Source organism: Rhodococcus sp. 05-339-2, from assembly GCF_002258965.1.
GTDB lineage: Bacteria > Actinomycetota > Actinomycetes > Mycobacteriales > Mycobacteriaceae > Rhodococcoides.
On sequence record NZ_NOYW01000004.1, the window covers coordinates 132,936 to 150,465 of the forward strand.

Sequence of the window (17,530 nt, forward strand, 5' to 3'; positions counted from 1 at the left end):
GGTCTGAGATCTACGACCCGATACGACAAAGCATCCCCGCTCGGCCACGCAGGCCGGGCGGGGATGCCTCGTTCGAAGGCGGAATCGAATCAGACGGGTTGGGGCAACAGCCGCGTCAGCACATCGGACAGTGTCACGACGCCGACGCTGCGCGCCGGATCGTCAGCGGCAGCAGAACCGTCGACCACCAGCGCCAGGTGGTGCCTGGTCTCCCGCATCGACTGCAGCGCAACGTACACCGGGGTCGTCGACTCCAGCGTGTACGCCGGACGCGTGATCTCGGCGAGGGTCTGCGGTGCGGTCAACGTGTCGCGGACGTGCACCACTCCCTTGACCACATCCGCGTCGCTGACCAGGATCCGCAGATGCCCCGAGCGACGCGAGGCCTCACGCACGTCGTCGATGGTCGCCGTCGACGGTACCGACGTGGGCTTGCCGAACTCGCGCACCAGGTCACCGACCGTCAGCTCCTGCAGTTCGAGCGCACTCGAGATCTGCGCCTGGTAGCTGGCATCGAGAGCACCGACATTCACCGAATGCTCCACCAGCTGACGCAGATCGTCCGCGTTCTGGCCCGTGCCCACGGTGTCGGCCGGCTCGACGCCGACCCGCCGCAGGCACCAGTTGGCCATGTTGTTCAGCGCCGTCAGCACCGGACGGGTGAGAAACATGAAGCCGCGCATCGGGATTGCGAGCATCGTCGCGGACTTCTCCGGATGGGCGATGGCCCAGGACTTCGGAGCCATCTCTCCGACCACCAGGTGCAGGAAGGTGACGACGATCAGCGCGAGTACGAAGCCGAGAACGTCGGCGAACCAGTACGGCAGGCCGCCGCTCTCGAACAACGGCGTGAGCCAGTAGTGCACGGCCGGTTTGGTCGTCGCACCGAGACCGAGGGTGCAGACGGTGATACCCAGCTGGGAGCCGGCGAGCAGGACTGTCAGCTCGGACGAGCTGCGCAGAGCTGCCCGCGCAGAGCGTGAATTGGGAGCGGCGTCCTCGAGCCGGTGCCGCTTGGCGGCCAACAGCGCGAACTCGACGGCGACGAAGAAGGCACTGGCAGCGATGAGGCCGATCGTGACGGCCAGGAAGACCCAGATGTTGCTCATCGGTGCACACTTTCCTTCGTCTCGGCCGACTCGTCGTCGTGCTCGGGGTCACGCTCGCCGAGCGTCAGGGTCAGCAGGGACGGGACGTGGCTGTCGATCTCTTCGATCTCCAGGATCACGAAGCGAACGGGACTCTCCTCGTCGTTCGCCAGATCGGCGTTGTCCGGTGGTAGGTCCACTTCGATCCGTTCCCCGACGTCGGGGAGAGATCCGTTGTGCGCGATGGCGAAACCGGCGATGGTCTCGTAATCGCCCTCGGGAAGATCGATGCCGATCGCTCGCTCGACCTCGTCGACGTGTACCTCACCGGCCATTGTCCAGCTGCCGTCGTCGGCACTGACCGGGCTCGGATCGGACAGGTCGTCGTCGTGCTCGTCGGTGATCTCGCCGACCAGTTCCTCGGCCAGGTCCTCGATCGTGATGACACCGGTCAGACCGCCGTATTCGTCGATCACACAGGCCAATTGGTTCTTCGTCGAGCGCAACTCGCGCATCGCGTCGGGCAGGCTCTGAATCTCCGGGAGGATCAGCGCGTCCCGCGTGAGCTCGGAGATCGGGGTGGACTCCGGCACCGTCGCGGACAGGACGTCCGCGAGATGGACGACGCCGACGATGCCGTCGTCCTCGTCGAGCACCGGATATCGAGAATGCTCCTGGCCCATCAGAGCCGCGACCTCGGCAAGGGTGTCGGTGTCTCGGACCGTGGCCGAGCGCGAACGCGGGATCATCGCGTGTTCGACTGTGCGAGTTGGGAAGTCGAGGATACGGTCGAGCAGTGTCGACAGTTCGTCGGGCAGATCGCCTGTCTCGCGTGAGTCCGAGACGATGTGCTCGAGGTCGCGCAGGCTGGCCGAATGCTCCACGTCGTGCACCGGCTCGATCTTGAGCGCTTTGAGCAGCAGGTTCGACGACTGGTCGAAGATGGTGATCAACCAGCCGAAGAGTTTGAGGTAGATGGTGGTCGAGAGCGACAGCCAGCGGGCCACCGGCTCGGGACGCGCGATGGCGAAGTTCTTCGGAAACAGTTCACCGAAGAGCATCTGCACGAATGTCGCGAACGTGATCGCCAGTACGGCACCGAGTCCGACACCGACGGCCGTCGGAACCCCGACGCCGCCCAGTATCGCGCCGAACGACTGCCCGATCAGCGGTTCGGCCACGTAGCCGACGAGCAGGCCGGTGACCGTGATGCCCAACTGCGCACCGGACAGCATGAAGGAGGTGCGTTTGGTGACCGTCAACGTCCGAGCCGCGACGGCGTCACCGGCCTCGGCGCGAGCCTTGAGCCGGGAGCGGTCGACGGTCATGTACGCGAATTCCTGGGCTACGAAGTAGCCGGTCGCGACGGTGATGAGAAAAACGACGAGCAGGCCGAGCAAGAGAGTGAGCACTACGCTCATTCGCCGGACACCGCCTCGCACGTAGTAGCCGTAGTGCGGGGAGCCGTGTCCGGCCCGGGTTTATCGCTGTCCATGATTCCTCAGGGTCGTGTGGTGAGAGTTTTGTCCGATACTACCGTGCGACGTCGTGGTCACGGTGCCTTGACGACGAGAACGGGCACCGGGCAGTCGAGCAGCACTCTCTGCACGGTGCTGCCCATCAAGAACTTGCCGACCGCGGATCGACGCTTGGAACCGATGACGACCATTCCCGCACCGACGTCCGCGACGAGGTCGACCAGAGCACCGGCCGGGTCTCCGCCGTCGGGTTCCACTCGAACCATGGTCGCGATACCGGGCAGAGTCCGTTCGACCTCGGCCTGCGCGGAGTTGCGGTCGTCCGCGGACACCGAATCCCGGTCCACCACGGACAATACGATCAACGGAGCCTGACGAAGTTCGGCCTCGGCGGCACCGCGACGCAACGCTTCCTGCCCCTCCGGTGTGTTGCTCATCGCCACTGCCACTGCGCTCGATACCGACACGTTCTCTCCCGTTGTTCGTTGCTCGTTGGTCGTATCCACCGAGGATCACCTCGGAGAGTTGTGAACTGGACTAATCAGACAAACTGTATCTAACCTGACGCTGTGACACACCACACGAAAGGTCTCTGATGGCGATATCGCCCACACTGCTACGGACGGTCGGCGCATTGGTGGTGGTGGGAGCGGTGACCGTGGCAGGTATCGATGCCGCTCGCAGCGCCAGCGGCTCGGACGCACGAGCGAAACTGACGCTGATCGCGCCCGCCGCCGCAGGTGGCGGCTGGGATCTCGTCGCCCGTGAATCGCAGCAGGCACTGCGCAGCGACGGCATCGTCAACAACGCCCAGGTCGTCAACGTCCCCGGTGCAGGCGGCACCATCGGTCTGAGCCAGCTCGAGAACCTGAGCGGGCAACCCACCACCGTCATGATCACCGGCACCGTCATGCTCGGCGGCATCGCGATCAACAACTCCGAGACCACTCTGGCCGACACCGTCCCGATCGCGAAACTGGCCGAGGACTTCGAAGTGTTCGTCGTGCCGAGGGATTCACCGATCCAGAATCTCGAAGACATGATCGAGGCGTGGCGGGCGAACCCCGGAGGACTTCCGATCGGCGGCGGTTCGCTCGGCGGCATCGACCACATCGTCGCGGGCCAGTTGGCACAGGAAGCCGACATCGACCCGGCCGCAATCAATTACATCGCCTACTCCGGCGGCGGTGAAGTACTCACGTCACTGCTGTCGAACACCGTCGGCGTGGCAGTGAGTGGGTTCAACGACTTCCGCGATCAGATCGAGGCGGGCAATGTGCGCGCACTCGCAGTCGCCGCGCCCGAGCCCCTCGAGGGATTCGACGTGGACACGTTCATCGAACAGGGGTACAACGTCGACCTCGTCAACTGGCGCGGAATCGTTGCCCCTCCCGGCATCTCGGACGAGGACCGACAGACACTGGTCGAGATCGTCTCCGAGATGGTCGAGACCGAACAGTGGGCCACGGCCGTCGAACGCAACCGCTGGAAGGAATCGGTTCTGACCGGAGACGAATTCGGAGAGTTCCTCGACGTCGAACAGACACGTATCACCGGAATTCTCGAGGAGTTGGGACTGGTATGACAACGACGACCACCGACACGGACACATCCCGATCGTTCTGGACGGGCCGCAGTGGACTGATCGTTCCGGCGCTGCTCGTCGCACTCGGAGCCTTCCTGGTCTACGGAACCGTCACGATGCAGGTTCCGCCCACCGCCACATCACCTGGCCCGCAGGTCTTTCCGGCCATCGTTGCAGGAGGCTGCTTCGTCGTCGCCCTGCTGGTCACCCTTCAACTGTTGATCAAGCCCGACGTCGTCGACCGTGGGGTGGACGGCGACGGCGTGCCGCACACCGGCACCGTCAGCAACTGGCGAACCCTGTCGATCACCGTCGGATCGGTGGCGGTGTTCATCGCACTGCTCGATCCGCTCGGGTGGGTTCTCGCCGGCGCGCTGTTGTTCTGGGGTGTCTCGATCGGATTGGGCGGTCGCCGTTACGTGTTCGACGCCGCCGTCGCTCTGCTGGTCTCGAGCGCGGTTCAGATCGCATTCTCCGCGGGCCTCGGCCTGACCCTCCCCGGCGGCGTTCTCGCCCAGATCTTCTGACGGAGCTGAACTTACGATGGATTCACTGAGCAATCTGATCGACGGGTTCGGCACCGCGCTGACCCCGATGAACCTGGTCTGGGTGTTCGTCGGCGCGCTGCTCGGCACCGCCGTCGGCGTCCTACCCGGTCTCGGCTCCGCCATGGCGGTGGCCCTGCTGCTGCCCGTCACCTTCACCCTCGACCCCACCGCAGCGCTGATCATGTTCGCCGGAGTGTATTTCGGCGGCCTGTTCGGCGATTCCATCTCCGGCATCCTGATGAACACACCCGGCAACAGCACCGCAATCGCCGGGACGTTCGAGGGGCACCGGATGGCCAAGAACGGCCGCGCCCCACAGGCTTTGGCCACCTCTGCCATCGGAGCGTTCATCGGCGGCATCGTCGCCACCACCCTGGTGGTGTTCTTCGCTCCCACCCTCGCGTCGTTGGCGACGAACTTCGGCCCCGCCGAGTACCTGGCCCTCGCGGTGTTCGCGTTCATCGCCACCTCGGCCGTGGTCTCGGACTCGGCCCTCAAAGGCCTGACCGCACTGCTGATCGGCCTCACCCTGGCCGTGATCGGCATCGACGGCCCCTCGGGCGCTTCACGATTCACGTTCGAGGTACCCGCCCTGTTCGACGGAATTCACATCGTCGTCATCACCGTGGCGATGCTCGCACTCGGTGAGGTCATCCACATCGCGTCCAAGATCGGTCGACCCGAGGATCGCAGCCTGATCAAGTCGCAGGGACGCCCCTGGCTGAGCAAGGCCGAGTTCCGCGATGCGATGCCGGCATGGTTGCGCGGCACGGCATTCGGTGTGCCGTTCGGTGTGATCCCCGCAGGTGGTGCCGAAGTGCCGAGCTTCCTGGCGTACGGCACCGAGCGCAGACTCGATCGCAAGCGCACGAAGCCGATGTTCGGAAAGGGTGCCATTCGCGGTGTCGCGGGACCCGAGGCAGCCGGCAACTCCACGGCCGGTACGGCCATGGGAGCGCTTCTGGCCCTGGGTCTTCCGACGTCGGCAACGGCGGCCATCATGTTGGCTGCCTTCCAGCAGTACGGCATGCAGCCCGGACCGCTGTTGTTCGAGCGCAGCGGCGACATCGTCTGGGCCCTACTGGCCAGCCTGTTCGTGGCGATGATCGTCCTGTTGATCCTCAACCTGCCGTTCGCACCGTTGTGGGCGCAGTTGCTCAAGATCCCGAAGAACTACCTCTACGCCGGCATCTCGGTGTTCGCGGCCCTCGGCGTGTACGCATCGAGTGCCTCGATCGTGGATCTGATCTTCATGCTCGGGCTCGGCATCGTCGGATTCATGATGCGCCGCTATGACATTCCGTTGGCACCGGTGTTGATCGCGGTGATCCTCGGCCCGCTGGCCGAGGAGTCACTCCGACGCGCTCTGGCCGTCAGCGAGGGCGACCCGTCGATCCTGGTCGGCAGCGCGATCACCATCGTGCTCTACGCACTGATGATCATCGCCGTGGTGTTCTCGATCGTCAGCAAGATCAGGGCCCGCAAGACCGCCGACTTCTAGTGCACTCCGCGCAGTGGTGCGGCTCTGTTCTCGGGTCGTTCCGCAGGCTCCACTCCTGCGTGCCCTCAGGGGCACTCGACCGCACCACTGCCTCAGGCACTCTCAGTGCTGCAGGGCCGGGTAATCCGTGTAGCCCTTGGCACCATCGGTGTAGAAGGTGCTCGGATCGGGCTCGTTCAACGGCAGATCCTCGCGCCAACGGTAGGCGAGGTCGGGGTTCGCGATCGCCGGACGGCCGACGACAACTGCGTCGCCGATTCCGTTGTCGAGGAGTGAAAGCGCCTCGTCGCGGGTGGTGATCTCACCGAAGCCACTGTTGACGAGCACCGGTCCGCCGAACGCCTGTCGCAGATCCTGGACGAGATCGCCCGACGGATCCTTGTGCAGCACACTGAGGTACGCCAGTCCCAGCGGCGCGAGCCGCTCGACCAACGCACGGTAGGTGGCGCGCACGTCGTCGGCGTCCGTCTCGAGCGCATCCTGGATGTTGTGCTCGGGTGAGATGCGAATCCCGACCTTGCCCGCTCCGAGAGCAGCGACCACTGCTTCGACGACCTCGGCCACGAAGCGCGCCCGGTTCTCCGACGAGCCGCCGTAGGCGTCGTCGCGCTGGTTCGAGGCGGGCGAGAGGAACTCGTGCAACAGGTAGCCGTTGGCACCGTGAATCTCGACGCCGTCCATTCCGGCGGCGATGGCATTCTTCGACGCCTGCACGAAATCTGCGATCACGGAGGGCAATTCGTCTTCGCGCAGCGCACGCGGGGTGGGGTACGGCTTCTTACCCTCGTAGGTGTGGGTGTCCCCCTCGATGGCGATGGCACTGGGTCCGACGACCTCGTGGCCACCCGTCGTCGCCTCGTGCGTCACCCGACCTGCGTGCATCACCTGCGCGACGATCAGTCCGCCGTCGGCATGGACCGCGTCGGCGACATTGCGCCAGCCGGCGATCTGCTCGTCCGTCACCAGGCCCGGCTGACCCGGGAAGCCCTGGCCGGCGTGGCTCGGGTAGGTGCCTTCGCTGACGATCAGCCCCAGCGATGCGCGCTGCTTGTAGTGCTCGACCACCAGCGGGCCCGGCACACCGTCCTTGCCGGAACGCACGCGTGTCAACGGGGCCATCACCAACCGGTTGTCGAGCTTCAGCTCACCGAGTGCCAACGGGGAAAACAACTTCATGAATCTCTCTCCTCACGAGTGCGTGCACAGTCTTTGCCACTGTTCACTCCGAACCCGAAAGATCCATCGAGCTATTCCGACTCGAGATATTGCTCACCCCGAAAACAACAGTGGTGTGGATAAGTGCCCTCCGGGGCATTTATCCACACCACTGCGCTATCCGGTCGTTCCGCAGGCTCCACTCCTGCCCGCAGCGCACTACAGGATGTACAACATTTCCTGGTACGTCGGCAACGGCCAGAGATCGTCGGCCACCATTGCCTCGAGGGTGTCCGCGGCAGATCGAACGGCGGCCATTGCCGGCAGCAGTTCGTCCTTCGCGTGTGTCGCCTCGGCGAGTGCCTCGCCGCCGGGGTCGGCTTCGAGGGCGGTCTTCAACGTCGTCAACGCTGCGCGCAGCTCCGACAGTGGAGCCGACACTGCTTGCAGCGCAGTCATGTCCACATCGTCGACACCGGCACCCTTGAGCGCGCTGACGTTCTGCGCCAACTCGGTCTGGTATCGCACCGCTGCGGGCAGGATGGAGGTCTGGCCCATCTCGAGGGTCAGACGAGCCTCGACGAACACCGTCAACGCGTACTGTTCGAGTCCCACCTCGTAGCGCGAGTGCATCTCACGGTGGTTGAAGACCTTGTACTTCTCGAACAGCTCCATGGCCGAATCCGAGATCAGCTCCGGCAACGCGTCGAGCGTCGTACGCAGGTTCGGTAGACCGCGTGCCTCGGCCTCGATCTGCCAGTTGTCGGAGTAGCCGTCGCCGTTGAACACCACGGCGCCGTGTTCGGTGATGATCTCCGTCAACAGGTTCTGCACCGCGGTGTCGAAATCGGTGCCGTCGGCGACGGCCGTCTCGAGGTTGGTCGCCATGTAGTCGAGAGCCTCGGCCATGATCGTGTTGATCGTGACCATGGGGCCGTTGACGGTCTGCATCGAACCGGGTGCACGGAACTCGAACCTGTTGCCGGTGAAGGCGAACGGGCTGGTTCGGTTGCGGTCACCGGGATCGGTCGGCAGCACGGGCAGGGTGTCGGCACCGATCATCATGGTGCCCTTACCCTTCGACGAGGTGGCCGCGCCCTTGGCGATCTGATCGAACACGTCGGCGAGCTGATCGCCGAGGAAGATCGAGATGATCGCGGGCGGAGCCTCGTTCGCGCCGAGGCGGTGATCGTTGGTCGCCGACGCCACCGACGCGCGCAGCAGACCGCCGTACTTGTGTACCGCGCGGATGACGGCGGCACAGAAGACCAGGAACTGCGCGTTGTCGTGTGGGTTGTCGCCGGGAACCAGCAGCGATCCGAGGTCGGAGTTTCCGAGCGAGAAGTTGACGTGCTTGCCGGAGCCGTTGACGCCCTCGAAGGGCTTCTCGTGGAACAGGCACTCCATGCCGTGCTTCTTGGCGATGGTCTTGAACGTCGTCATCAGCAGTTGCTGGTGATCGGCCGCGATGTTTCCGCGCTCGAACATCGGGGCGATCTCGAACTGTCCGGGTGCGACCTCGTTGTGCCTGGTCTTGGCCGGGATGCCGAGCTTGAACAGCTCGCGTTCGGTGTCCATCATGAAGCCGAGCACCCGCTCGGGGATGGCACCGAAGTAGTGATCGTCGAACTCCTGGCCCTTGGGCGGCTTCGAGCCGAACAGGGTGCGGCCCGCATTGAGCAGGTCCGGCCGGGCGAGGAAGAAGTGCCTGTCGACGAGGAAGTACTCCTGCTCGGGGCCGCAGAACGAGACGATGTTCTCGACGTTCTCGTGGCCGAAGAGCTTCAGGATGCGCTCGGCATGACCGCCCATCGCCTGCTGGCTGCGCAGCAGCGGCGTTTTGTGGTCGAGGGCTTCACCGGTCATCGAGACGAACACCGTCGGGATACAGAGAGTGTTGCCGTTCGGGTTCTCGAGCACGTATGCCGGGCTGGTGACGTCCCAGCCGGTGTATCCGCGCGCCTCGAACGTGTTGCGCAGGCCGCCGTTGGGGAAGCTCGATGCGTCGGGCTCGCCCTGGATCAGGGTCTTGCCCGCGAATTCCGCGAGTGCGCTGCCGTCACCGACCGGATCGAAGAAGCTGTCGTGCTTCTCGGCCGTCAACCCGGTGAGCGGGTAGAAGACGTGCGCGTAGTGTGTCGCGCCTTTCTCGAGTGCCCAGTCCTTCATCGCCGACGCGACAGCGTCGGCGACCATGGGGTCGAGCTTCTTGCCTTTGTCGATCGTTGCCATCACCGATTTGAAGACCGATTTGGGCAGACGCTTCTGCATGACGACCTTGCTGAAGACGTTCTCACCGAAGATCTCGCCCGGCTTCTCGTCTCCGACGAAGCTGACCGCAGGCGGTACATACGCCTCGACGTCTTTGATCGCCTGCAGGCGGACGGTATTTCCACTCATGGCTACCCCTTGACAAGGTGCTGCTCCGCACCTGGATTGTGCGGAGTCCGACCCGGCGACTGTACGAACGATTGGTGGCGGTCGTGTTTCGTCGCTGTGTCCACTGCGAGGCAAAAACGGCGATCGGAGTTTCTTTCCCCGCAGCCGGGGGTAAGTCCGTAGCCAGCACAAACAACTGAAAGGCGTGTTCCATGACCGACGAGTTGACCGTTCGGCGCGTGATCGACGCTCCCCCCGCCTCCGTGTTCACCGCGCTCGTCAACCCCGAGGTCCAGGCCGCGGTCGACGGCTCGGAAATGCTGCGTGGGGCGATCGACCCGATGCCGTTGGGGGCCGTGGGCGACACCTTCGCGATGGACATGTATCAGCCGGAGCTCGGCGAGTACGTCATGGAGAACACCGTGTTCGTGTTCGAGCAGGACCGGCGCATCGGATGGATTCCTCGTCGTCGAGGCATGGAGCCTCGCGGTACGCGGTGGTCCTGGGAGCTCGACGCGGTCTCCGAGGATCGCACTGCCCTGACTCAGGTCTACGACTGGTCACGCGTCACCGACCAGGAGTTCAGGAAGATGGCCGGCTTCCCCCGGGTGACCGAGGATCAGATCGTCGACACCATGCGCCGTCTCGCCGACCATCTCGGCGTCCGCCTCGAAGACTGATCCACACGAAGAAGAAAGAGAGAGCGTCATGGTCGACGTCACCAGAACATTCACCGCCGCAGTGGAGATCGAGAAGGCAGCGGCATTTCTCCGGGACTTCTCCAATGCGGCAGCGTGGGATCCCGGGACCCAGAGTTGTACACAGATTTCCGACGGTCCGGTTGCCGTCGGCACGCAGTGGCACAACGTCTCGAAATTGTTCGGTATCACCACCGAACTGACCTACACATTGGTCACCGACGAGCCCGATCACGTCGTGTTCCAAGGTGAGAACAAGACGGCCACGAGCGTCGACGACATCACGTTGACCGCCGAAGGACCGCGCTCGACCCGAGTCGACTACCACGCGAAAATCGAATTCAACGGTGCCGCCAAGGTGGCCGGCCCGTTTCTGAAGGCAGGGTTCGAGGCGAAGGTCGCGCCGGATACGGTGGAGAAGATGACCGAGGCACTCGAGCGACTGGGCTGAGAGCCTTACTTTCGCGCGACGACGGTGAAGTTGTCCGCCGAGCTCGTCGGAGCGTCGGGTGCCACGATCGAACCGTCGTCGGCGAAGATCTCGGAGATGGTGAATCCGGCGTCGGTCACCAGTCGTCGCACATCCGTCACCGTGGTGAAGTGCATGAACGGAGCGAAATCGTGCGCAGCGAGCGGAGCGACGGCCCACGTTCCGCGATCGACGACTCGACTGCGCGCAGACCACCAATTGGCAACGCTACGAACGACTCCGGCGGGATCGAGCAGTCGCCTGCCGACGGCGGTCACGATGCGCTCGAGTGAGAACGTGAATTTCTGGGTCGGCCTGCTCAGCTGAAACGGCTTCTCCCCGAACGACGGTCCGTTGCGGTTGAGAGTGGAGAAGACCAGAGTTCCGGACTCGCCGAGGACTCGGTGGAATTCTGCCAGTATCCGACGGCGTTCATCGTGTGTCACGGTGTCGATTCCGTTGTTGCTGAACACAACCAAGCCGAACTCGCCGTCGGCGAAGTCCGCGAGATCACGTGCGTCGGCCACGTGCGCCGGTAAGTCGGGAAAGTTCCGTCGAAAGCTCGCGATCATGTTCGGTGCGTAGTCGATCGCGACGTAGTTGTCGCTGAGCAGTCGCAGCAGCGCCGTGGTTCGGCCGCTGCCGACGCCCACATCCAGTACCGGTTTTCCGCGAGCAACCCCGGCTGCTGCGACCAGCGCCGCCGCCTCCCCACGGTCGAGAAACCCATCGGTGGGACCCGCGTACTCCACGTATGCAGCGGCTACCCGCGCGCTGTCGAACACGTCTCGATTGTGGTCTATGGACATACGAACACCTCCGCTTCACCGACCGCAGAAACGGGCTCTCCGCCCCCGTGACGAAACGGTACCGGCGAACCCTGAGGTGCGCCTGAGTCGAACCCTCGGCGGACGTGCGCACTCTCCGCCACCCACACCCCCATCCGGGGGTATTCGTGGGGTGACCCGGGTCACTACCGTTCGTCGCACTCGGTATCGCACATTTACCCGATACCCGACAAAACGGAGGAACAATGACCACTGTCTCACCCGACGACCCGGGTGTGTCCGCATCGACGCCACCTGCGGTGCAGACCAAGACCAGTGTCCGCCGGGTCGCTGTCGCCAGTGGCATCGGCACGACGATCGAGTTCTACGACTTCTTCATCTACGGCACCGCAGCAGCGCTGGTCTTCCCGACGATCTTCTTCCCGGCCCTCGGCTCCACCGCAGGCACGGTGGCCTCGTTCGCGACGTTCGCCGTCGCATTCATCGCCAGGCCCGTCGGCGCAGTGCTGTTCGGACACTTCGGTGACCGCATCGGCCGCAAGAAGACCCTGATCTCGACACTGCTGCTGATGGGTGTGTCCACGTTCGCGATCGGTCTGCTCCCCGGCGCCGAGACCATCGGCGTGGCCGCGCCGATCATCCTGGTACTGCTCAGGTTCGGGCAAGGGTTCGCGGTCGGCGGTGAATGGGCCGGCGCGACCCTGCTCACGGCCGAATACGCACCGCCCGGCAAACGCGGGTTCTACGCGATGTTCCCCCAGCTGGGACCGTCGGCCGCCTTCATCTTCTCCAGCGCGACATTCCTCGCGACCGGTCTCCTGCTCGGCGATACCAACGAGACGTTCCTCAATTACGGTTGGCGAATCCCGTTCCTGCTCAGCGCCGTTCTGGTACTCATCGGCCTGTACATGCGGTTGGCCATCGAGGAGACCCCGGTCTTTCGCGCCAACAAGCTCGTCGAGGAGCAGGCACCGGCGAACGCGGCTCCGACGAAACTGCCGATCTTCGACGCCTGGCGCATCCAGAAGCGCGAAATCATCACTGCTGCAGGTGCATTGGCATCATTGTTCGCCTTCTTCTACATGGGAACCGCGTACCTGACGAGCTACGGCACCAAGACACTCGGATTCGAGCGCCCGTTCGTGTTGATCACCGGAATCGGAGCCGCGGTGATCTTCGGAATCGCGATCGCGGTCTCTGCCACCTACTCCGATCGGGTGGGACGTCGGCGGGTGATCATGGGAGCGTGCATCATCGCGATACCCTGGTCGATCGCACTGTTCCCCGTTCTCGACACCGGGTCACCGGCAGCGTTCGTGATCGGCATGTGCGTCACGCTGGCCATCTTCGGAGTGGCCTACGGACCGACCGGAGCCCTGCTCCCCGAGCTGTTCCAGACTCGATTCCGTTACACCGGAGCAGGTTTGGGCTACAACCTCGCCGGAGTTCTCGGTGGAGCGATTCCGCCGATGCTCGCCGCGCCGCTCACGGCCGCATTCGGCAGCATCTCCATCGGCGTCATGCTGGCCCTGTTGTCGGTACTGAGTCTGGTGTGCACCAAGAGGCTGATCGAGACCAAGGACGTCGACATGACCTGACCCACCACAACGCAGAACCGCGGCCACCCGGAAGTCGGGTGGCCGCGGTTCTTGTCGGCTCTCTACGGACGAAACTCAGTCGTCGCCGCGGGGCGGTGGCGCAACGTCGACGCCACCGGAGTTGTGCTCGGGCCCGGCAGCCGGGTGCCCTGCGGGCACGCGCCCACGCGTCTTCGCGGCCTCGCTGTCCTTGGTGGCACCCTCGGCGAACTTACGACGCCAGCTCTCCTCAGGACGGTAGGGGCCCGGCTTCGGCCGAGTCTTGCCGCCCGGGAACGCCAGCCGTGCGATGGTCCGCTGGACCATGCCCCACTGCTGAAAGAACGGTCCGGTGTTGTACGGCAGCTCGTAGCGCTCGCAGATGTCCTTGATCTTCGGCGCGACGTCCGCGTAGCGAGTGCTGGGCATGTCCGGGTAGAGGTGGTGTTCCACCTGGTAGCTGAGGTTGCCGCTCATCAGGTGGAACAGTGGTCCGCCGTCGATGTTGGCGGCACCGACCAGCTGACGGACGTACCATCCGCCGCGAGTCTCGTTCTCGACCTCTTCCTGGCTGAAGGTGTAGGCCTGGTCGGGAAAGTGGCCGCAGAAGATGATCGCGTTCGACCAGACGTTGCGAATGATGTTGGCGGTGAAGTTGGCGGCCAACGTGGACAGGAACGTGCTCTCCACTCCACTGAACCGGCTGTCCAGGAAGGACGCCGTCCTGCGGTTCTTTCCGAACCGAGCCGACCCACGCAGCTTGGACGCCAGACGCGACCTCTTGCTCTCGGGCAACCGGCCACCCGAAGCCAGCTGCGCCAGCGCGAACGCACCGGCGCTGATGATCGGCCAGCCCACGTAGTCCTTGACGAACTGCTTACGAGCCTTGACGCCGATGCCCTTGAGGTCCTCGACGAGATCCTTGATCGGCTTCTCGCCACGACGGATGGCCTCGATGTCGAGATCGTGCAGGGCGACGCCCCACTCGAAGAACGCCATCAGCAGAACGTTGTAGAACGGCTGGGCCAGGTACGCAGGGTGCCACTTCTGACGTGGGTCGATACGCATGATCTCGTACCCGAGATCCTTGTCCTTGCCGCGAATGTTCGTGTACGTGTGGTGCACGTAGTTGTGGGAGTGCTTCCACGAACTGGCGGTGGAGGCGGTGTCCCAGTCCCACACGGACGAATGGATTTCCGGATCGTTCATCCAGTCCCACTGGCCGTGCATGACGTTGTGGCCGATCTCCATGTTCTCGAGGATCTTCGCGATCCCGAGGCATGTCGTTCCGGCGAGCCAGGCCGGCTTGCTGGTGGAGCCGAGAAGCAGCACACGCCCCGCGACCAGCAACTGACGCTGGGCGGCGATCACCGACGTGATGTACTTGCGGTCCTTGTCGCCGAGGCTGGCGTACACCTCGTCGTGAATGGCGTCGAACTCCTTGGCCAGTTCGGCAATGGTCTCGTCGCTCAGGTGCGCCAACGGGTTCACCGGTTCGTCACTGGTGCCGGTACGCCTGGTGGTTTCGTCGATCGTCATGAATTCCCCTGTTCGATGGTTGATCAGAGTTCGATTTCGATGTCGCCCTCGGCGGTGTTGACACAGATCCGAACCGCTTGCCCCGTAGGTTCGGAGATATCCCCGTTACGTAGGTCACGTAAACGCCCCTTTTTGAGGGTACCTACACAGGTGTGGCAGATGCCGATGCGGCAGCCGTAGGTCAGATCCAACCCGGCTTCTTCACCTGCGGCGAGAATGGTTGTGCCGCCGTCGCATTCGACGTCCTTCTTGCTGTTGAGGAAGCGCACGGTGCCGCCCTCGCCCGCGTCGTCTCCGCCGCCGATAACCGGTTGGAAGCTCTCGTGATGGAATCTGTCGTAGTCGCCCTGGTCTTTCCAGTACGAGCGCAGATCGTCCAGATGTTCACCCGGGCCGGAGCAGAATGCTTCACGCTCACGCCAATCCGGAACCAGCTCGTCCAGTTCGGAGGCCTTCATCCGCCCCTCGTCGCTGGTGATCCGCAACTTCACCGTGAGCCCGGCGTGCTTGGCTTCGAGCTCGTCGAGCGTGTCCGCGAACATCAACTGCTCGCGGTTGTGCACCGAGTGCACCACGACTGCATCGGTCACCTGATCGTGGTGGTCGAGGGCGCGCAACATGCTGATGATGGGCGTGATCCCGCTGCCCGCGCTGATGAAGACCATTTTTTCCGGAATCGGGCTCGGCAGAGTGAACTCACCCTCGACTTCGCTGAGTCGGACGATATCGCCCGTTCTGATGGTGCCCACCAGGTACGGCGAGACAGTGCCCGAGGGCACCAGCTTGGGGCTGACACTGACCAGGCCGTCCACCGGATCCGGATCGGAGGTGATCGAATACGCCCGCCAGTGGTACCGACCGTCGATCAGCACTCCGAGTCGGACGTACTGCCCGGGCGTGTGGCCCTGCCACTCGAAACCTGGACGGATGTACACCGAGACGGCCTCCGACCCCTCCGGAACCACCCGCTCGACCTTCCCTCGAAGTTCGCGAGTGGTCCACAGCGGATTGATCATCGACAGGTAGTCGTCGGGCCGGAGCGGATTGAACAACGATCGGACTGCGCGCAGCATCGTCCGTCTCACAAAAGAAACCTGGGGCTTGGCCCCCCGTTCAGCCATACTCAACGGTAACCCTGTGCGCCGCGCTGCACATCCGAATCGCTCAGACTCGAATGAGACTGCTACACAAGGTGAACAGAACCGAGCGATACCGGCCGGTCAGCGCACTCGCGAGACGCGGTCGCCCAGGGCCGCGCTCACTTTTCCGTACCACCCGAGCGGACGCGCAGACCCGCGTGTCGGCACGTCGGCCAGCAGCGCTTCGGCGGTTTCCTCGGCGTCGATCTTGTTGTCGCCGATGCCACCAGTGGCACCTCTCTTGGCCCAACCGACGACGTAACAGCCTGGAACCGGAGTGCCGTCGGCGGCGGTGATACGACCACCCTCGTTGCGAATGGTGCCGGTGATGTCGTCGAACGGGATGCCCGGTGACGGAGTTCCGCGGTATCCGATCGCGAGCAGCACCAGCTCCGACGAGAGAGTGACCGCGTGTTCACCCACCCCTACCTCGATGGACTCCACCGAGCCGCTTCCGTGCAGAGCAGCCGGTGCCCGGCCGAACGCGAACACGATGCGCCGGCCCTGCGCAGTAGATCCCAGCTCGACTCGCGTCGCCCCGGCAAGAGCCGATGCGGGAGCGGACAACGGCAGGCGATCGATCGCGTCGACGATTCCGTCCGGTCCTGCGACGACGACGTCGACGCCGACGCGGTCGACCAGCGCCTTGCATTCCGAACGGGTGAACGCCGCGAACTCGGGGCCACGACGGGCGAGGACGACGACCTCGTTCACCCGATGGCGACGCAGCTCGGCCAGCGCGTGCGGGGCGATCTCGGTTCCGTCGAGCCCATCCGGGTCGGCGGTGAGGATACGAGCCGCGTCGAGCGCGACGTTGCCGTTTCCGATGACGGTGACGCGGTCGACGCCGGCGAGATCGATCGTGTCGGCGGGAACGTCGGGGTGGCCGGTGTACCAGCCCACCAGGGTGCGCGCGCTGACGGATCCGTCGAGGTCGATACCGGGGATCTCGAGGGCCCGGTCCTTGTCGGCACCGACGGCGTAGACCACCGAATCGAACTTGCGGGCCAGTTCGACGTGGTCGACGTCCTTGCCGACCTCGACGCCCAGCTTCATCGTCACCCGAGGATGGGCGAAGATCCCACGGAAGTGCTCGCTGATGCGTCGGGTACCCAGGTGATCGGGAGCGACGCCGTAGCGGGCGAGACCGCCCGCGACAGGCAGCCGGTCGTAGAAGGTGACGCTGGTGCCGGGCACCCTCAGCAACGCCTGAGCGGTGTAGCAGGCCGCAGGCCCGGTTCCGACGATGGCGATGTCGATCGGCGGTAGGTCGTTGACCGTCGCCACCGGGAATCGGGGCGCGCCCCACTCGGCCACGGCGGGCTTGTCCTTGTAGTAGTCGGCGTTGATGTCGGCATAGATCTGCTGATCCGGCGTCAGTCTCGAGACGCGCGTGATCGCGTCCACCGGACACGCGTCGGCGCAGGCTCCGCAGTCGATGCACGAGCGCGGATCGATGTAGAGCAGTTCCGTCTTACCGAAGTCCGGCTCGTCGGGTGTCGGGTGAATGCAATTGACCGGACACACCGACAGGCAGGATGCGTCGTTGCAACAGTTCTGCGTGATCGCGAACGGCATGGGTTATC

General features: G+C 64.3%; 15 protein-coding genes. 6 read left to right on the top strand and 9 right to left on the bottom strand.

The genetic code is table 11. The features are described from left to right. Positions 1-89: 89 nt before the first annotated feature. From CH273_RS01640 to CH273_RS01650, 3 genes are all read right to left on the bottom strand, one after another. Complete coding sequence (locus tag CH273_RS01640) at positions 90-1,109, bottom strand: hemolysin family protein (RefSeq protein ID WP_032395977.1); 1,020 nt, start codon at positions 1,107-1,109, stop codon at positions 90-92. Then, positions 1,106-2,509, bottom strand: coding sequence for a hemolysin family protein (locus tag CH273_RS01645; protein ID WP_032395978.1), 1,404 nt, complete (start codon positions 2,507-2,509; stop codon positions 1,106-1,108). The genes CH273_RS01640 and CH273_RS01645 overlap by 4 nt, the downstream gene beginning before the upstream one ends. 131 nt (positions 2,510-2,640) lie before the next feature. Continuing rightward, entirely contained in the window at positions 2,641-3,072 is a 432-nt protein-coding gene (locus tag CH273_RS01650) for a universal stress protein (protein ID WP_230596844.1), read from the bottom strand. A gap of 89 nt (positions 3,073-3,161) precedes the next feature. On the opposite strand from CH273_RS01650, the gene CH273_RS01655 reads away from it, so the two are divergent. Genes CH273_RS01655 through CH273_RS01665 form a run of 3 tightly spaced genes read left to right on the top strand, consistent with a single transcriptional unit; the run spans position 3,162 to position 6,200 of the window. Further along, entirely contained in the window at positions 3,162-4,151 is a 990-nt protein-coding gene (locus CH273_RS01655) for a Bug family tripartite tricarboxylate transporter substrate binding protein (RefSeq protein ID WP_032395980.1), read from the top strand. After that, positions 4,148-4,678, top strand: coding sequence for a tripartite tricarboxylate transporter TctB family protein (locus CH273_RS01660; protein WP_032395981.1), 531 nt, complete (start codon positions 4,148-4,150; stop codon positions 4,676-4,678). The genes CH273_RS01655 and CH273_RS01660 overlap by 4 nt, the downstream gene beginning before the upstream one ends. Before the next feature lie 16 nt (positions 4,679-4,694). Continuing rightward, on the top strand, positions 4,695-6,200 hold the full coding sequence (locus CH273_RS01665; RefSeq protein WP_032395982.1) for a tripartite tricarboxylate transporter permease: 1,506 nt from the start codon (positions 4,695-4,697) through the stop codon (positions 6,198-6,200). A gap of 102 nt (positions 6,201-6,302) precedes the next feature. On the opposite strand, the gene CH273_RS01670 is transcribed toward CH273_RS01665, so the two are convergent. After that, positions 6,303-7,376, bottom strand: coding sequence for an alkene reductase (locus CH273_RS01670; protein ID WP_032395983.1), 1,074 nt, complete (start codon positions 7,374-7,376; stop codon positions 6,303-6,305). Between the two features lie 198 nt (positions 7,377-7,574). Next, the gene (locus CH273_RS01675; protein ID WP_032395984.1) at positions 7,575-9,755 is read right to left on the bottom strand and encodes a glutamine synthetase III family protein; all 2,181 of its coding nucleotides are present in this window, start codon (positions 9,753-9,755) and stop codon (positions 7,575-7,577) included. Between the two features lie 191 nt (positions 9,756-9,946). Here CH273_RS01675 and CH273_RS01680 point away from each other — a divergent pair, with 191 nt between their 5' ends. Together CH273_RS01680 and CH273_RS01685 are read left to right on the top strand one after the other, a co-directional pair. Continuing rightward, a complete protein-coding gene (locus CH273_RS01680; RefSeq protein WP_032395985.1) occupies positions 9,947-10,414 on the top strand; it encodes an SRPBCC family protein in 468 nt (155 codons plus the stop codon). A gap of 28 nt (positions 10,415-10,442) precedes the next feature. Then, a complete protein-coding gene (locus CH273_RS01685) occupies positions 10,443-10,883 on the top strand; it encodes an SRPBCC family protein (RefSeq protein ID WP_032395986.1) in 441 nt (146 codons plus the stop codon). Positions 10,884-10,888: 5 nt separating this feature from the next. On the opposite strand, the gene CH273_RS01690 is transcribed toward CH273_RS01685, so the two are convergent. Further along, entirely contained in the window at positions 10,889-11,710 is an 822-nt protein-coding gene (locus CH273_RS01690; protein WP_032395987.1) for a class I SAM-dependent methyltransferase, read from the bottom strand. A 224-nt stretch (positions 11,711-11,934) separates the two neighbouring features. Between CH273_RS01690 and CH273_RS01695 the strand changes: the two genes are divergently transcribed. After that, complete coding sequence (locus CH273_RS01695) at positions 11,935-13,287, top strand: MFS transporter (protein ID WP_032395988.1); 1,353 nt, start codon at positions 11,935-11,937, stop codon at positions 13,285-13,287. A 75-nt stretch (positions 13,288-13,362) separates the two neighbouring features. Here CH273_RS01695 and CH273_RS01700 read toward each other — a convergent pair whose 3' ends face one another. The 3 genes from CH273_RS01700 to CH273_RS01710 all read right to left on the bottom strand — a co-directional run bounded on the left by CH273_RS01700 (position 13,363) and on the right by CH273_RS01710 (position 17,522). Then, complete coding sequence (locus CH273_RS01700; RefSeq protein WP_032395989.1) at positions 13,363-14,805, bottom strand: fatty acid desaturase family protein; 1,443 nt, start codon at positions 14,803-14,805, stop codon at positions 13,363-13,365. Between the two features lie 23 nt (positions 14,806-14,828). Next, on the bottom strand, positions 14,829-15,926 hold the full coding sequence (locus tag CH273_RS01705; protein WP_176459128.1) for a ferredoxin reductase: 1,098 nt from the start codon (positions 15,924-15,926) through the stop codon (positions 14,829-14,831). A 99-nt stretch (positions 15,927-16,025) separates the two neighbouring features. After that, a complete protein-coding gene (locus CH273_RS01710) occupies positions 16,026-17,522 on the bottom strand; it encodes an FAD-dependent oxidoreductase (protein ID WP_032395991.1) in 1,497 nt (498 codons plus the stop codon). Between the last annotated feature and the right edge of the window lie 8 nt (positions 17,523-17,530).